We start from the raw sequence: 16,449 nt of genomic DNA on the forward strand, positions 1-16,449 counted from the left end.
AGGGCTAGGCGCGTGGCCGAAGATAGTACGAATAGTACAAAGTATGACAAGCCCGGGCCATGCAACAACGCCCTGGGCATTGCCCAGGTGCGCTTACTTTGGCTGCATGCGGATGGCGCCGTCCAGGCGAATAGTTTCGCCATTGAGCATGACGTTTTCCACGATGGCTTTCACCAGTTGCGCGTATTCGCCGGGCTTGCCCAGGCGCGATGGGAACGGCACCATCTTGCCCAGCGCGTCCTGCACTTCGGCCGGCATGCCCAGCAGCATCGGCGTCTCGAAGATGCCGGGCGCTACCGTCATCACGCGGATGCCGTTGCGCGACAGGTCGCGCGCCATCGGCAGGGTCAGTCCCACCACGGCTGCCTTCGACGACGCATATGCCGCCTGGCCGATCTGGCCATCGTAGGCCGCCACGGAAGCCGTGTTGATAATGATGCCGCGCTCGCCTTCAGCGGTCGCATCCTGTTTGGCCATGGCATCGGCCGCCAGTCGGCACATATTGAAGGTGCCCACCAGGTTGATGTTGACGACTTTCTGAAACAGGGCCAGCGGATGCGGGCCATCCTTGCCCACGGTTTTCACGGCAGGCGCCACGCCGGCGCAGTTGACCAGGCCGCGCAGGGTGCCGAGCTTGCATGCCGCCGCCACCACGGCCATGCCATCTTCTTCCGACGTCACATCGCACTGCACGAACACGCCGTTCAATTCAGCGGCCAAAGCCTGGCCCGCCTCCGTCTGCACGTCGGCCAGCACGACCTTGCCGCCGGCGGCCGTCAGCATGCGCGCCGTGGCTGCGCCCAAACCCGATGCGCCGCCCGTGATGATGAATACATTGTCCTGAATCTGCATGAAATCTCCTGAGTATCCTGAGTAATAGGGGCCGTGTTCCCGGCGCCTGATGGTTGATGCACGATGCCATCATTACGCGCTATTACGTTTACGTAAACGTAATGTCAGCGACAATTGTAGCCATTTTTGCGCTCACCGAGCGAAAACTTGCAGCGCTGGCGAATGGCAGGCCTAAAAACACTGCATGAAAGCGCCGTTGCGATGGCAGATGCGGCCGTTGGCATCGAGCGTGGCATTGCCCGCGCCGTTGTAGCGCGCGCCGGCCGCATCGCGGCAACCGCCTGTGTCGCAGGCACCGATGGGCTGCGGCGCGCCAGGCATGGGCACGGCCGGGCTGGGCGGCAGGGAAGGCATGGACACGGCAGGTGGCGCCGTGCGCTGTACGGGCATGCGGCCGATCACCTGCGCCACGGAACGGCGCGGCTGCACGGGCGGCGCCGGGCGGCAGGGTACCACTGCCAGCTTGCCGCTATCGCGCGGGTCGAGCCGGCAGACTGGCAAAGGCTCAGTCAAGGACTCGGCGGGCGCCGCCTGCTCCTGCGACCAGGCATGGCCGCCAGCGAGCAGCATGGCGCAGGCCAGCGCCGGTATGGTTCTTATCATCGTCTTCATGCCACCTCCCCAAGCATCGATCATACCGCTTTCATTATTGGCACACGCTGCGCCAGACGCCAGCGCACTTTGCAACGGTGTTTTATTTCCTTTCAGCGCTTTCCTTCTTGCCAGCATGGCATTACAATAAGAACGATTCTTATTCTCATTAGCGGAATTCGAGCGCAGTTTATTCTCTTTTCATTCATTTATACCCGAGCCACCCGGAAGGCAGCCAGGAAATAACAACCTCCGGAAAGTTCACCATGACCAAGCGTAGTCCCGCCATCGCAGCCCCCGTCGCCACTCCCGCCCGTGCTATCAATTCCGCCGCCCTGCTCCTGCCCTGCCTGCTGTCGCTGGCCGTCAGCAACGCCTGGGCCGAAGGCAATGTGATCGCCGATCCGACCATGAACACGGTGGTCGTCACCGCGTCTGGCACGGCCATCGACATCAAGGATGCGCCGGCCAGTATCAGCGTCATCACACGCGAGGAAATCGAGCGCCAGCCCGTGTATGACCTCAACACCTTGCTGCGCCGCATCCCCGGCGTCACGGGCGGTACCAGCCCCGAAGGCGAGGCGTCGAAGATCAAGCTGCGCGGCTTGCCCGACAAATACACGCTGATCCTGGTTGATGGCAAGCGCGTGGGCAGCTCGGCCGACACGGCTTACCGCCCCGACCTGGGCCGCCAGGACTTGAACTGGATCTCGCCCGACATGATCGAGCGCATCGAAGTGGTGCGGGGCCCCATGTCCTCGCTGTACGGATCGGACGCCATGGGCGGCGTGATCAACATCATCACGCGCAAGGTGCCGGGCAAGTGGAACGGTTCGGCCACGGCCAACTACACGCAACCGCAGGACAGCGACCGCGGCACGGCGCACCAGCTGGGCGTGAACCTGGCCGGCCCCCTGTCGGACACGGTCGGCATGCGCCTGGGCGTGAGCCAGTCGCGTCAGAATCCCGATGAAAAATTCTTCGACAAAGCGGGCAGCATGGGCGGCGAACGCAACCAGACTGTCTCGGGCCAGCTGACCTGGGCGCTGGACAAGAAACAGAACCTGTCGCTGGACGCCAGCTATGGCAGGCAGGAAGCCCGCGATTCGAGCGCGCATGATGCGGATGGCGAGCCGCTGGTCTACAGCTGGGGTGCCAACAAACTGATACGCAAGAGCGTCAGCCTCGGCTATGAAGGCCGCTGGGACTTCGGCAAGACCACGGTCAACTTGTATCACAACGACTTCGATAACGAAGTCGTCGGCTCGGTAGCAAAATCCAGGGACAGCACGCTCGATGCCAGCCTGGAAAAACGGCTCGGCTGGGGCGGCATCGAGCAAATGCTGGTGATGGGCGGCCAATGGAAGCACCAGGAACTGACGAACACGGACACCATCGGCACCGTGCCCACCGATTACCTGGGCAACGCTGTGAGCGGCGCGACCCTGTCGGGCACCACCTCGGCGCTGTTTGCGGAAGATCAGCTGTTCCTGCGCGAAGACTTGACGGCCACGGCTGGCCTGCGCCTCGACCACCACAGCAAGTTCGGCAACCACTACAGCCCGCGCCTGTACCTGGTGTACCACCCTGCCCCCGCCTGGACCATCAAGGGCGGCATCTCGCAAGGCTTCCGCGCCCCGAGCCTGAAGGAAAACTCGCCGGCGGCAGCGACCAACTCGGGCGGACGCGGTTGCGGTAGCCTGAAACCGCTGGGCTACATCAAAGGCTCCTGCTACATGGCTGGCAATGCGGACTTGAAGCCGGAAACGAGCACGGCCGGCGAGATCGGCGTGGCGTGGGAACAGAATGGCTGGGATGTGGGCCTGACCTACTTCCACACGGATTTCAAGAACAAGATCGACTATGCGCCGCTGGGCTTTTACCAGCAGCGCTGGTGGACCAAGATGACGAATATCCAGAAGGCGCGCACCAGCGGCCTGGAAGCGACGGCCACCATCCCTCTGACGAAAAACCTGAACTGGCGTAACAACGTCACCTACATGGCGGAAGCGAAAAACCTGACCACGGGCGCCAACCTGCTGTCCACACCGAAGCTGTCGTGGTACTCGGCGCTGGGCTGGCAAGTCAATGACCAGCTGTTCGGTGAAGTGTCGGCCCAGTACACGGGCAAGGAACTCGATGCGGGCAAGCTGGCCGACAAGGCCTACACCATCGTCGACACCGTCGTGTCGTACAAGGTCACGCCCCAGTGGACCGTGCGCGGCGGCGTGCAAAACCTGTTCAAGAAGGGCCCGATGGCCGATGGCCTGGTCGACTATTACGTGCCGGGACGGCGTATGTTTGTCGGCCTGACGTCGCGCTTCTGACGCGGCAAAGCCCCGCAGCATGTGCTGCGGGGCTGCAGGGAGTGCCTGGCCTTACTGGGCCGGCAACACTTGCACGGGTGTGGCCGGCGCCAGAATGGGCGGCACGGGCGCGTGGATAGGCGCCGGGGCCTTGACGGCCAGCCAGCCCGTGGCTGGCAACAGCGGCACCAGCAGCAGGGCCACGATATTGATGATCTTGATCAAGGGGTTCACGGCAGGACCGGCCGTATCCTTGTACGGGTCGCCCACCGTATCGCCCGTGACGGCCGCCTTGTGCGCGTCCGAACCCTTGCCGCCGAAATGGCCATCCTCGATGTATTTCTTCGCATTGTCCCAGGCGCCGCCGCCCGTGGTCATGGAAATGGCCACGAACAGGCCAGTGACGATGGTGCCCATCAAGAGGCCACCGAGCGCCGCTGGCCCCAGCAGCATGCCCACGACGATGGGCACCACCACCGGCAGCAGGGACGGCACGATCATTTCGCGGATGGCCGACGCCGTCAGCATGTCGACGGCCTTGTCGTATTCCGGCTTGGCCGTGCCTTCCATGATGCCCTTGATGTCGCGGAACTGGCGCCGCACCTCGACCACCACGGCGCCCGCCGCGCGGCCCACGGCTTCCATCGCCATGGCACCGAACAGGTAGGGAATCAGGCCGCCGATGAACAGGCCGACGATGACCATGGGGTTCGACAAATCAAACGTAATGTGCTGCCCCACCGATTCGAGCGCATGCGTGTAGTCGGCAAACAGCACCAGCGCGGCCAGCCCGGCCGAGCCGATGGCATAGCCCTTGGTGACGGCCTTGGTGGTGTTGCCCACGGCGTCGAGCGGATCGGTGATGGCGCGCACGGAGTCGGGCAAGCCCGACATTTCCGCGATGCCGCCCGCGTTATCGGTGATGGGGCCATACGCGTCGAGCGCGACGATGATGCCCGCCATCGACAGCATGGAAGTGGCGGCGATGGCGATGCCGTACAGGCCAGCCAGCTGGTACGAGACGAGGATGGCGACGCAGACGGCCAGCACCGGATAGGCGGTGGACTTCATCGACACGCCCAGGCCGGCGATGATATTCGTGCCGTGGCCCGTCGTCGACGCTTCGGCGATGTGGCGCACGGGCTTGAAATCCGTGCCCGTGTAGTACTCGGTGATGTAGACCATCAGGCCCGTGAGCACGATGCCGACGACGGTGGCGCCCATCATCTTGTAGCGCATGGCGTCGTCGGGCCACAGCAGCCACGTCACCACGGCAAAGCCCACCAGGGAGAGGCCAGCCGCCCACCACAGGCCGGTGTACAGGGCCGACATGATCTTCTTGCCGGGGGCCGTCTTGACCATCGAGCAGCCGACGATGGACCCAAGGATGGAGACCGCGCCCAATAACAGCGGGTAAATGATGGCCGTGCTGCTGGCCTCTGCCATCAGCAATGCGCCCAGCAGCATGGTGGCGATCAGGGTCACGACATAGGTTTCGAACAGGTCGGCCGCCATGCCCGCGCAATCGCCCACGTTGTCGCCCACGTTGTCGGCGATGACGGCAGGATTGCGCGGATCGTCCTCGGGGATGCCCGCCTCGACCTTGCCCACCAGGTCCGCGCCCACGTCGGCACCCTTGGTGAAGATGCCGCCACCGAGCCGCGCGAAGATGGAAATGAGCGAGGCGCCGAAGGCCAGGCCAATCAATGGCTTGATCAAGTCATGCTGCGTGAGGCCGGGCGCGCCCGTCGTCACCAGCAGCCAGTAAAACAGGGTCACGCCCAGCAAGCCCAGTCCCACCACCAGCATGCCCGTGATCGCGCCGCCCTTGAACGCCACGTTCAGCGCCTGGTTGATGCCCAGCGTGGCCGCCTGCGCCGTGCGCACATTGGCCCGCACCGAGACATTCATGCCGATGAAGCCGCAGGCGCCCGACAGCACGGCACCGATCAAAAAGCCCAGCGCCGTATGCAGGCCAAGCAGCGCATAGATGGCGATCAGGAGCACCGCGCCGACGATGGCGATGGTGCGGTACTGGCGCGCCAGGTAAGCAGCCGCGCCCTGCTGGATAGCCAGGGCGATTTCCTGCATGCGCGCGTTGCCGGGATCCTGCCTCAGGATCCAGCTGCGCGACACCAAACCGTAAATGACTGCGACCACGCCGCAGGCTACTGCAAACCACAAACTGGCTGCCATATCGTCCCCTTCTGTTTTTATCCGACGTCATTGCCAACAGCTGCAGACCGCACCGGATAGGCACGCGCAGCCAGGAAAACACGACCTGCAAAAAACCTGAACTACGAAAACGACACGGCACCGCTGGCGAAAAGCGGGCACAAAAAAAGCGGACACTCAGGTCCGCTTTTAAAAAACTGCTTATTCCGCCAGGGCAGCAAATGCGCTGTCGCGGATTTGCTCGACCGGACCGACGCCGGCGATGCGGCGGTATTTCGGCGCGCCTGGCAGACCGGACTTGGCCCAGTCATTGTAGTAGCCGAGCAAGACCTTGGTCTGGTTGTGGTACACGTCCAGGCGCTTCTTGACCGTTTCCGCCTTGTCGTCGTCGCGCTGGATCAGCGGTTCGCCCGTGATGTCGTCGACGCCGTCGACCTTGGGCGGATTGAATTTGACGTGGTAGACGCGGCCCGAACCGGGGTGGCTGCGACGGCCATCCATGCGCTCGATGATCGATGCATCAGGCACGTCGATTTCCAGCACGTAGTCGACATTGATGCCGGCATCTTTCATGGCGTCCGCTTGCGCGATGGTGCGCGGGAAGCCGTCGAACAGATAGCCATTGGCGCAATCGGATTCCTGCAAGCGGTTCTTGACCAGGCCGATCATGATGTCGTCCGACACGAGGCCGCCCGCATCCATGACTTTTTTCGCTGCCAGGCCCAGTTCCGTGCCTTCCTTGATCGCCGCGCGCAGCATGTCGCCCGTGGAGATTTGTGGAATGTTGTATTTTTCTTTGATGAAATTAGCTTGGGTGCCCTTGCCGGCACCGGGTGCTCCTAAAAGTATCAGACGCATTGAAAAGTTCCTAAAAAACAGATTTTGGATGGTGGTATGTGTAATTATTTTTAGATGATGTTGCTATGGCTATCTTTCCCTACGAAACTTACCACAAAAAATCCCCGGAGCGCCAGTTTGCTATCGAATTGCTATGCCCTGATTGATCAAAGCCAGCAATTAGCGAGGCGGACGTTTCAATATGTGGTTTTTACTGCAGGCGCACAAAACTTTATTTGCACGCCTGCCGTTTTGCGGGTAGCGCTTACAGGGCGCGATAGTGCGCCTGCACGCGTTCCAGATCTTCCGGCGTGTCGACGCCGGCAGCAGGGGCCGAGTCCGTGACATGCACGGCGATGGCAACACCGTGCCACAGCACGCGCAACTGTTCCAGCGCCTCGATGGCTTCCAGCGGCGAAGCGGACAATTGCGGATATTCCTGCAAGAACGCATTGCTGTACGCATACAGGCCGATATGACGCAGCGGCACATAGCCTGCCGGCAAGCTGTCTTTCGACTGCGCGAAGCCATCGCGGTGCCACGGGATAGTGGCGCGCGAGAAATACAAGGCACGGCCGTTCTTGTCCAGCACCACTTTGACGACGTTCGGGTTGAAGGCGTCGGCGATGTCGTGCAGCGGATGGGCGCAGGTGGCCATGGGAACGGCACTGCTGATCTGCGCCGCACAGGCGGCCAGCAGGGACGGATCGATCAGGGGTTCGTCGCCCTGCAGGTTGACGACGACGGCGTCCGGCGGCAAATCGAGCGTGCGCGCCACTTCGGCGATGCGGTCGGTGCCCGACGGATGATCGCTGCGCGTCATGCACACTTCCACGCCATGCGCGGCGCAGGCGGCGCGGATGCTGTCATGGTCGGTGGCGACGATGACGCGCGCGGCGCCCGACAGGGCTGCCTGCTCGGCCACGCGCACCACCATCGGCTTGCCGCCCAGGTCTGCCAGCGGCTTGCCCGGCAGGCGCGTCGAGGCCAGGCGCGCCGGGATGATGACGATGAACGCCATCGTTATTCCACTGCGTCTTGCAGGGTGCGCGCTTCGTCCGCCCACATGATGGGGATGCCATCGCGGATCGGATAGGCGAGGCGGTCGGCGCGGCAAATCAGTTCCTGCGCCTTCTTGTCGAGTTCAAGCGGACCCTTGCAAACAGGGCAGACCAGGATATCAAGCAGTCGAGCGTCCACGACATTTCTCCACAATTTGTTGGGCCAGCGCGCTATCGATGCGCGCACTGACGGGGACGACCCATAGTCTCGGGTCATCTTTGAGATATTCAATTTGCGCACATTTTACTGCATCCTTCTCGGTGATCAAGATCACATCCGTGTCGAGGGCCGCAAATGGCTGGTCGAGGAAGTCGTGATGGTCGGGCAAGGGCAGTTCCATGAAGTCCAGTCCGGCCCCGCGCAGCATGGCAAAGAAACGCCGGGGATTGCCGATACCGGCCGCCGCCACGATGCGCTGGCCGCTGGCTGCCAGGGTTTCAAGCGGCATACTTTCGCCGCGGTTCAGCATGCGTTCGGCCACGCCACCGGCCAGCAGCATCTGCACCACCAGCCCGCCCTGTGGCGCGATCCTGGCCACCAGTGCCGGCGCCAGCTCGGGCGCATTGATCACCGTCACGTCGCGCCGGCGGCGCGGCGATTCGCGCAGAGGCCCCGCCGGCAGCAGCCAGCCGTTACCCGCGCCGCGGCCGTCGAACAGCACGATTTCCACGTCGCGCTGCAAGGCGTAATGCTGCAAGCCGTCGTCCGTCACCAGCACGTCGACGTCCGGGTGCGCGGCCAGCAGCGCCCTGCCCGCCTGCGCGCGGTCGCGCCCCACCATCACGGGGCAGCCGCCACGCTGGAAGATCAGCAGCGGCTCGTCGCCCACCTGCTGCGGCGTGGAGGTGGCGGTGACGGCGCGCGGCGAACGGTCGGCGCTGCCATGGCCGCGCGAAATGACGCCCGGGCGCATGCCCGCTTCGCGCAATGCTTGCACCAGCCAGATCGTCAGCGGCGTCTTGCCCGTGCCGCCAATAAAGATATTGCCGACGACGACGACGGGCACGGGCAGGCGCGCGGATTTCAGGATGTTTGCCCGGTACAGACCGCGCCGCACGGCGCTCAGGGCGCCAAACAGCAGGGACACGGGCCACAGCGCGCACGCCAGCGGGCCGCGCGTCAGCCAGGCGCGGGTGAGAGTGGTTTCAAGCTTGGCGGGGGAAGGTGTGGGCATGGGGGCAGACGTAAAAAAATAACCCCAGGTACAAAATCCGGGGTCAGACCCGACGGGTCTGACCCCAGCTCTTCAATTGGGGTTGAATAATAGCTTACTTGCCGCCCGCCTGCGCCGCAAACGTCAGCTTTTCATAGCCGGCCAGGCGCGCCGCTTCCATCACGTGGATGACCATCTGGTGCATGGCGAACTGGTCGGCGTTGACCACCACCACGGGCGTCTGCGCGGGCGCCTTGCCGCCATTGGCCGCCTTGGCCGCATTTTGCAGGGCGTCGGCCAGTCCGGCCACGTCGCGGAACGAGACCGGTTCGCGGTTGACCGTGTAGTTGCCCTTGGCATCGATGGTGACATCGATCTGCTGCGGCTTGTCCTTGGCTTGCTCGGCATCGGCCGTCGGCAAGGTGATCTGCAATTCCGTAAACTTGCTGTAGGTGGTGCTGACCATGAGGAAGATCAGGATCACCAGCAGCACGTCGATGAACGGGATCAGGTTGATTTCGGGGTCTTCACGCCCCTTGCCTTTGCGAAAGTTCATTGGCGGCCACTGTGGACGATGTCGACGAACTTGACCGCTTGCTGCTCCATGTCAATGACGAAGCTGTCGACGAGGGCGCGGAAGTGGCGGTAGAAAATCAGGGCGGGCATGGCGATGGCCAATCCGAAGCCTGTGTTATACAAGGCCACCGAGATGCCGTGGGCCAATTGTGCGGGATTCGAACCGCTGGCGTTTTGCGAACCGAAGATTTCGATCATGCCCACCACTGTGCCAAACAGGCCCATCAGCGGTGCCAGGGTGGCAATGGTGCCCAGGGTCGTCAGGAAACGTTCCAGCGTGTGGGCCACGCCGCTGCCCGCCTCTTCGATCGATTCCTTCATCACCTCGCGTGGCGCGTCGACGTTGCGCAGGGCGGCGGCCAGCACCACGCCCAGCGGCGAATTGGCTTCCAGCTTGGCCACCGTGTCCGGCGTGATCTTGCCACTGCGATACACCTGCACCACTTCATCGAACAGCTTGCGGGGCAGGATCTTGCCACGGCGTAAGTACAACACGCGCTCGATGATCAGGGCCAGGGCGACGATGGAAGCGATCAACAACAGCCAGATGGGCCAGCCAGCGGCTTGAAATATAGCGAGCAAAAGAAACTCCTGGTAAAGGGAAGGCGATGGACCGCCCGGACAGCCTGTATTGTACCGAGCGCCAAAGAACGATGGCACGTCGGCGCAGGAATGGCGCAATGTAGCGCGTTGCCGCGCCGGCGGCAAGTGGCGACTGCATGCGCACTTGTCCACACGGTGCGGCGGGCGGGCGATGCCAGCGCACAGTTTTGCACACTTTATGTGGATAAGATTGTGAGCAAGCATGAAGTCCAGCATGCAAGTCATTGATTTTAATATGGATTATTGTACTGCGCAAAATACAGGCATAGCAGTTTATCGACAGTAGTCAATGTCAATAAATTAACACTTGAATAGTTCTGCACATTTACTGTGGACAAGATTGTGCGCAACGCCAAGGAATTGAATTAAGCCGTTGATTTTAAAGGAAATTAAATCAATGCGCAAAAAAGTGGCAGTCAGCTCGCCACACGCACCAACTACACCGTCAAAGTTCTGCACACAATCTGTGGACAAGATTGTGCGCAAGCGCAAGAATAGACGCCAAGTACATTGATTTATATCGTTTTTATTGCCCTGCATAAAAATGTAGCAAGCTGTAAAAAGCAGGGTTTTTCATGCAAAAAAGCGTCGTCGAACGGCACTTTTCCACCACCAGCGCAGTTCCGCACATAAAGTGTGGATAAGATTGTGAGCAAGCGGATTAACTCCATACAAGAGCATTGATTTTAAAGGCATTTTTCTTGATGCATAAAAATTAGGCAGCACGAAGGGCTGGCCGCGCGGTGGAAAAACCGGATACAAGGCGAAATAATTTATGCAGTTTTGCACACGTTCTGTGGATAAGATTGTGAGCAAGGCTCTAATCAAAATACTATCCCATTGATTCATATGACTATTTTCATTCTGCGCAAAATTCAGGCAAGCCATGCCATGGCCGCTTCAGTGGATAATTCACGCGCCGGCGCCGAGTTCTGCACATTTTTTGTGGATAAGATTGTGCGCAAGGCCAGGCATGGCATACTAAGCGCTTGATTCCTATGCACTTTATTGCCGTGCGCAAAAATGTGGCAAGGCATCTCACCGGCAAATGAGGGGCCTATACTGCAACATTTGTCCAAGGCAAAAAGTTCCGCACACTTTCTGTGGATAACTTTGTGCGTAAGTGGCAGGGGGTACACTGATGTGCTTGATATTAAAGGTTTTTTTCCCTGTGCACGCAAATCAGGCATGCAGGAATTCTGCATGAAATCAATTACTTAGAAATAGAACTTGTTGTTTTGCGCGATATATGACATAAGCATGACCTCGCCGATAATATGTGGACAGCTCCCTTCCCTCTCCCGCTTCATGATGACCGACACCCCCACTGACAGCGGCTTTGCCGCCCCACCCGTGCTGACCGTCAGCGCCCTGAACCAGGCCGTCGCGCGCCTGCTGGAACGCAGCTTCCCACTGACCTGGATCTCTGGCGAGATTTCCAACTTCACGCGCGCCGCCTCGGGCCACTGGTACTTCACCTTGAAAGACGATGGCGCCCAGGTGCGCGCCGTGATGTTTCGCGGTCGCGCCCAATACGCGGGATTCACGCCGCGCGAAGGCGACAAGGTGGAAGTGCGCGCCCTCGTCACCCTGTATGGCGCGCGCGGCGATTACCAGATCAACGTGGAAGCCATCCGCCGCGCCGGCGTGGGCGCCCTGTATGAAGCGTTCCAGCGCCTGAAGGAAAAGCTGGCCGCGCAGGGCCTGTTCGACCAGGAGCGCAAGCGCGCCATTCCCATGTTCGCGCGCAGCATCGGCATCGTCACCAGCCCGCAGGCGGCTGCCCTGCGCGATGTCTTGATCGCGCTCAAGCGCCGTGCACCGCACGTCAACATCATTCTTTACCCCACGCCCGTGCAGGGCCAGCAGGCAGCGGAAAAAATCGCGCACGCCATCCGCACGGCATCAACAAGGGCCGAGTGCGACGTGCTGCTGGTATGCCGTGGTGGCGGCAGCATCGAGGATTTATGGTCATTCAACGATGAAGCCGTGGCATACGCGATCGCCGATTGCTCGATGCCCGTGATCAGCGGCGTGGGCCACGAGACCGATTTCACCATCGCCGACTTCGCGGCCGACCTGCGCGCCGCCACGCCGACGGCGGCGGCCGAACTGGCTGCCACGCCGCGCGCCGACTGGATGGGCTCCCTGCGCGCCGATGCGGCCGACTTGCGCCGCGCCATGCGCCGCAGCCTGGACGATGCCGCACAGACCCTGGACCGCCACAGCCGCCGCCTGCTCAACCCCAAGGCGCAGTTGCAGCAACAGCGCCTGCAGCTACTGGCCCTGTCGACGGCCATGACGCATGCGGCGCGCGCGCCCGTGAGCCAGTCGCAGTACGCGCTCGAGCGCCTGCGCTCGCGCTGGACCGCCTTGCGGCCCGACGTCACGGCGCCGCGCGCGCGCCTGCTGGAAGCGCAGCGCCGCAGTGGCGCAGCCATGGCGCAGCTGGTGACACAGCGGCGCCACCGCCTCGACGGCCTGGCGGCGCAGCTGGAACTGCTCAACCCGCAGCGCACCCTGGAGCGCGGCTACGCCATCGTGCGCGACGAAAAAGGCGCCATCGTGCGCTCGCCGGCGCAGCTGCAGGCGCGCCAGAACGTCAACGTGCGCCTGGCCGAAGGCAGCGCGCAGATCGGCATCGCCAGCGTGCAAGCAACGCTAGCGTAAAAATGGCCGCTCGATGAGCATCGACACCGTGGTGCACGATTCGTGGTGCAGGATATTCCCAGCCCCTTCTTCGACGCAAGCCTGCGTGGCGTCGAAGAATGCCTGAAAGACACGGGCTATACGTCCGCCAGCGTCCGCTGCGGCTTGCGGTGGGGCATTTTCCGCCCGATTCAAGCTAAACGAGAATCACTACGCAACCAGCATCCGCGACGCATGCGGGAATCTGCAGCAATGGCGCATCCGCTTTACAATAGTGGCTCGTTCAGCAAGAATGCTTGGTTCAAGCACGCAAGGCTCAACCCTCCGGCCCGGGCCGGAAGACTCCGAACACTCACCACAAAGGGACATCACATGGAACATACTCTGCCACCACTGCCGTATGAAATGGACGCTCTGGCGCCGCATATTTCGAAAGAAACCCTGGAATACCACTATGCCAAGCATCACCAGGCATATGTGACGAACTTGAACAACCTGATCAAGGGCACCGAGTTCGAGAATCTGTCGCTGGAAGAGATCATCAAGAAATCGTCGGGCGGTATCTTCAACAATGCAGCGCAAGTATGGAACCACACCTTCTACTGGAACGGCATGAAGCCGGCCGGCGGTGGCGCTCCTACCGGTGCCGTGGCTGACGCGATCAACGCCAAATGGTCGTCGTTCGACAAGTTCAAGGAAGAATTCACCAAGTCGTGCGTGGGCAATTTCGGTTCGGGCTGGACCTGGCTGGTACAAAAAGCCGACGGCTCCGTCGACATCGTCAACACCTCGAACGCCGGCTGCCCTTTGACCACCGGCGACAAGCCGCTGCTGACCTGCGACGTCTGGGAACACGCCTACTACATCGACTACCGCAACCTGCGCGCCAAGTACGTGGAAACGTTCTGGGGCCTGGTCAACTGGGAATTCGTTGCCAAGAACTTCGCGTAAGCGCGTTTCTCTTGTCAACGTCAGCGAGATTCTGACATAAAAATATGACATGAAAATTGTCATGTTTTCCTAAAGGAAGTTTTTACCGAAAGGTAATAACTTCCTTTTTTACATGTGAACGCATGCTTCACATCAGCGCGTAAGGCGGGCCAGGTTCGACCCGGCCGGCACGGCGCACCCAGCCAGCAGATCAATCCTCCCTTCTGGCACTGCGCATGCAAATGGTTGCGGGATGACAGGTCCGGAATTTACGAAACATTTACGTGCCCGACCAAGCAATTTACATTTTGCTTATGCATGCCCCGCTACACTTTCTCATTTGCAACACAAGCATGTGGCCATCCTGGCCGAAGCAAGCCAGTGGCAACGGGCTGCCGCGCCAGAACCTCCCCCTACCTTCCATGTCCGCACCGCAGCACATTAAAAATGAACACTTTTTCCAGCAATGGCTGATCCACGCCATGGTGTTGTCGGCACTGGCCGGCTTCATTGGATTCACCCAGTACGAGGAATATCACCGGATTGATACTCAGGAACACGAGCGACTGGCGATGCAGGCGGAAATCGTGGAAAAGAATTTGACGCCGCAATTGAAGTTGAGCAAGCGCGTGATCGACAGCATCATCGACGAACTGCCGGCCTGGCAGGCGCAAGGCGATCACCTGCGGCGGGCGAATCACTCGCTCAAAGTGATCAACGATGCGCTGATCGGCATCCGCCCCATCCTGGTCATCGGCCCTGACGGACTGGTGGTGGCGGGCAGCGACGCCGGCTTAGCGGACGAAAACTTCCGGCAAAACGATTGCTTCCAGAAAGCCATGCGACTCGCCGATCCGCAATTGCTGCACGTGAGCGCGCCGCAGGGCAACACCGCCGCTCCCGGCGCGATCAGCCTGTGCCGCCGCATCAGCGGGTTTCAGGGCGGCTTTGGCGGCATCGTCATGGTCAGCCTGGCGCCCGCTTACTTCTCCGACCTGCTCGATTCGATTCGTTATGCGCGCGATGTCCATAGCTCGATCTCACGCGAAGACGGCCAGTTGTACCTCGCTTCTACACGCCGGAACGACGCCCGGATGCCCGGGCTGCCACGCGGCGCCGACGAGCAGCGCATGGTCGCCGAGCGCCATGTGCCATCGAGCGCGGCCCTCTTCGGCACGACGCTGCGCATCGCCGTGAGCCGCGACACCGAGGTGTTGTTCGCGCCGTGGCGCCACAGCTTGTATGCGCAAAGCGTGCTGTTCGGTTTGGTCGCTATCTTCAGCACGCTGGGACTGCTGATCATACAAAAACGGCACCGCTTGCGGCGCGCCGAGCGCAAGAAAACAGAAAAGCAAATACAGCAACTGGCCTTCTTCGATCAACTCACCAAGCTGCCCAACCGCATCTTGCTGCTCGACCGCCTGAAGCAGGCGAAGAAGACCAGCCTGCGCAGCGGCAACCATGGCGCCGTCCTGTTCATCGATCTGGACAATTTCAAGACACTCAACGACACGCTTGGGCACGACATGGGCGACCTGTTGCTCAATCAAGTCGCGCGGCGCCTGGTCGGCTGCGTGCGCGCTGGCGACACCGTGGCCCGCCTGGGCGGCGATGAGTTCGTCGTCATGCTGACGGACCTGCATGTGAATGCGGAACAGGCAGCGGCCCAGGTCGAGATCGTCGGCAACAAGATACTGCAGGAACTGAGCCAGACCTACTGGCTCAACCAGGTCACCCACCGCAGCACCTCGAGTATCGGCGCGACGCTCTTCATGGGCAATCTGACCAGCATCGACGATCTGCTCAAGCAGGCGGACCTGGCCATGTACAAATCCAAGGCGGTGGGACGCAATGCCTTGCGCTTCTTCGATCCCGCCATGGAAGTGGCCATGCTGGAACGGGCCGCGCTGGAAACGGACTTGCGCGACGCCATTCCATGCCAGCAGTTGATACTCCATTACCAGCCCCAAATCGACCACCAGGGGGGCGTTACCGGCGTCGAAGCGCTGGTACGCTGGCAACACCCGCTACGCGGACTGGTGCCGCCAGGCGACTTCATTGCACTGGCCGAGGAAATTGGCGTAATCCTGCCGCTGGGACAATGGGTGCTTGAAACGGCCTGCGCACAATTGGTCACCTGGGCCGGACACCCCGACATGCGCCATCTGAGCATCGCGGTCAATGTCAGCGTGCGCCAGTTCAACCAGGACGATTTTGTCGAGCAGGTGCTGTTCGCCCTGGCTTGCAGCGGCGCCGACCCACATCTTCTCAAGCTTGAGCTGACCGAGAGCCTGCTGGTGTCCGACGTGGGCGGCGTGATCGCCAAGATGTCCGCAATAAAAGCGCACGGCGTCGGTTTTTCGCTCGACGATTTTGGCACGGGCTATTCTTCCCTGGCCTATCTCAAGCGCCTGCCGCTGGACCAGTTAAAGATAGACAAGTCGTTTGTCCGCGACGTGACGCATGATCCTAGCGACGCATCGATCGCCAAAACCATCATCGCCCTGGCTCGCAGCCTGAACATCGCAGTCATCGCGGAGGGCGTCGAGACGCTGGCACAGCGAGATTTCCTGGCGCGCTACGGTTGTCGCGCCTATCAGGGATACTTCTTCAGCCGCCCTTTGGCGCTCACGGACCTGGAAAAATTTGTGCAGCGCCGCTCGCATGCTGCGCCATGCGACGACGATCGATGCCGTCTGCGCTCTTGAGCAGTGC

The 16,449-nt window shown here is 61.3% G+C and carries 14 protein-coding genes; 4 read left to right on the top strand and 10 right to left on the bottom strand.

Translation table 11 applies throughout. The features are described from left to right. Positions 1-93: 93 nt before the first annotated feature. Positions 94-852: a 3-hydroxyacyl-CoA dehydrogenase gene (locus tag ACQ4WN_RS15660; protein ID WP_436552377.1), complete on the bottom strand. Its 759-nt coding sequence runs from the start codon at positions 850-852 to the stop codon at positions 94-96. Between the two features lie 171 nt (positions 853-1,023). Beyond that, positions 1,024-1,464 (bottom strand): hypothetical protein, encoded by a 441-nt coding sequence (locus tag ACQ4WN_RS15665; RefSeq protein ID WP_436552378.1) that lies wholly within the window; start codon positions 1,462-1,464, stop codon positions 1,024-1,026. Positions 1,465-1,709: 245 nt separating this feature from the next. Here ACQ4WN_RS15665 and ACQ4WN_RS15670 point away from each other — a divergent pair, with 245 nt between their 5' ends. Then, positions 1,710-3,770, top strand: a complete 2,061-nt coding sequence (locus tag ACQ4WN_RS15670; RefSeq protein ID WP_436552379.1) for a TonB-dependent receptor domain-containing protein — start codon at positions 1,710-1,712, stop codon at positions 3,768-3,770. Positions 3,771-3,821: 51 nt separating this feature from the next. Here ACQ4WN_RS15670 and ACQ4WN_RS15675 read toward each other — a convergent pair whose 3' ends face one another. From ACQ4WN_RS15675 to ACQ4WN_RS15710, 8 genes are all read right to left on the bottom strand, one after another. Next, a complete protein-coding gene (locus tag ACQ4WN_RS15675; RefSeq protein ID WP_436552380.1) occupies positions 3,822-5,945 on the bottom strand; it encodes a sodium-translocating pyrophosphatase in 2,124 nt (707 codons plus the stop codon). Positions 5,946-6,125: 180 nt separating this feature from the next. Continuing rightward, positions 6,126-6,782 carry an adenylate kinase gene (gene adk / locus ACQ4WN_RS15680; protein ID WP_436552381.1) on the bottom strand — a complete coding sequence of 219 codons (657 nt, stop codon included), beginning with the start codon at positions 6,780-6,782 and terminating at the stop codon, positions 6,126-6,128. 244 nt (positions 6,783-7,026) lie between these two features. Beyond that, entirely contained in the window at positions 7,027-7,782 is a 756-nt protein-coding gene (gene kdsB / locus ACQ4WN_RS15685) for a 3-deoxy-manno-octulosonate cytidylyltransferase (RefSeq protein ID WP_436552382.1), read from the bottom strand. Positions 7,783-7,784: 2 nt separating this feature from the next. Then, positions 7,785-7,961: a Trm112 family protein gene (locus tag ACQ4WN_RS15690; RefSeq protein WP_101484295.1), complete on the bottom strand. Its 177-nt coding sequence runs from the start codon at positions 7,959-7,961 to the stop codon at positions 7,785-7,787. Then, a complete protein-coding gene (lpxK, locus tag ACQ4WN_RS15695) occupies positions 7,942-8,997 on the bottom strand; it encodes a tetraacyldisaccharide 4'-kinase (RefSeq protein ID WP_436552383.1) in 1,056 nt (351 codons plus the stop codon). Before lpxK ends, ACQ4WN_RS15690 begins: the two co-directional genes overlap by 20 nt. A 94-nt stretch (positions 8,998-9,091) precedes the next feature. Next, entirely contained in the window at positions 9,092-9,532 is a 441-nt protein-coding gene (locus ACQ4WN_RS15700) for an ExbD/TolR family protein (protein ID WP_096234339.1), read from the bottom strand. Then, positions 9,529-10,134, bottom strand: a complete 606-nt coding sequence (locus ACQ4WN_RS15705; RefSeq protein ID WP_436552384.1) for a MotA/TolQ/ExbB proton channel family protein — start codon at positions 10,132-10,134, stop codon at positions 9,529-9,531. The genes ACQ4WN_RS15700 and ACQ4WN_RS15705 overlap by 4 nt, the downstream gene beginning before the upstream one ends. Before the next feature lie 594 nt (positions 10,135-10,728). Then, the gene (locus tag ACQ4WN_RS15710; RefSeq protein WP_436552385.1) at positions 10,729-11,043 is read right to left on the bottom strand and encodes a hypothetical protein; all 315 of its coding nucleotides are present in this window, start codon (positions 11,041-11,043) and stop codon (positions 10,729-10,731) included. Positions 11,044-11,463: 420 nt separating this feature from the next. Between ACQ4WN_RS15710 and xseA the strand changes: the two genes are divergently transcribed. The 3 genes from xseA (at position 11,464) to ACQ4WN_RS15725 (ending at position 16,442) form a co-directional block, all read left to right on the top strand. Next, positions 11,464-12,825, top strand: a complete 1,362-nt coding sequence (gene xseA / locus ACQ4WN_RS15715; RefSeq protein ID WP_436552386.1) for an exodeoxyribonuclease VII large subunit — start codon at positions 11,464-11,466, stop codon at positions 12,823-12,825. A 351-nt stretch (positions 12,826-13,176) separates the two neighbouring features. Beyond that, entirely contained in the window at positions 13,177-13,755 is a 579-nt protein-coding gene (gene sodB / locus ACQ4WN_RS15720) for a superoxide dismutase [Fe] (protein ID WP_071078930.1), read from the top strand. 332 nt (positions 13,756-14,087) lie between these two features. Further along, complete coding sequence (locus ACQ4WN_RS15725; RefSeq protein ID WP_436552387.1) at positions 14,088-16,442, top strand: putative bifunctional diguanylate cyclase/phosphodiesterase; 2,355 nt, start codon at positions 14,088-14,090, stop codon at positions 16,440-16,442. Positions 16,443-16,449: the final 7 nt, after the last annotated feature.

Source organism: Janthinobacterium pasteuri (genome assembly GCF_051380775.1).
Lineage (GTDB): Bacteria > Pseudomonadota > Gammaproteobacteria > Burkholderiales > Burkholderiaceae_D > Janthinobacterium.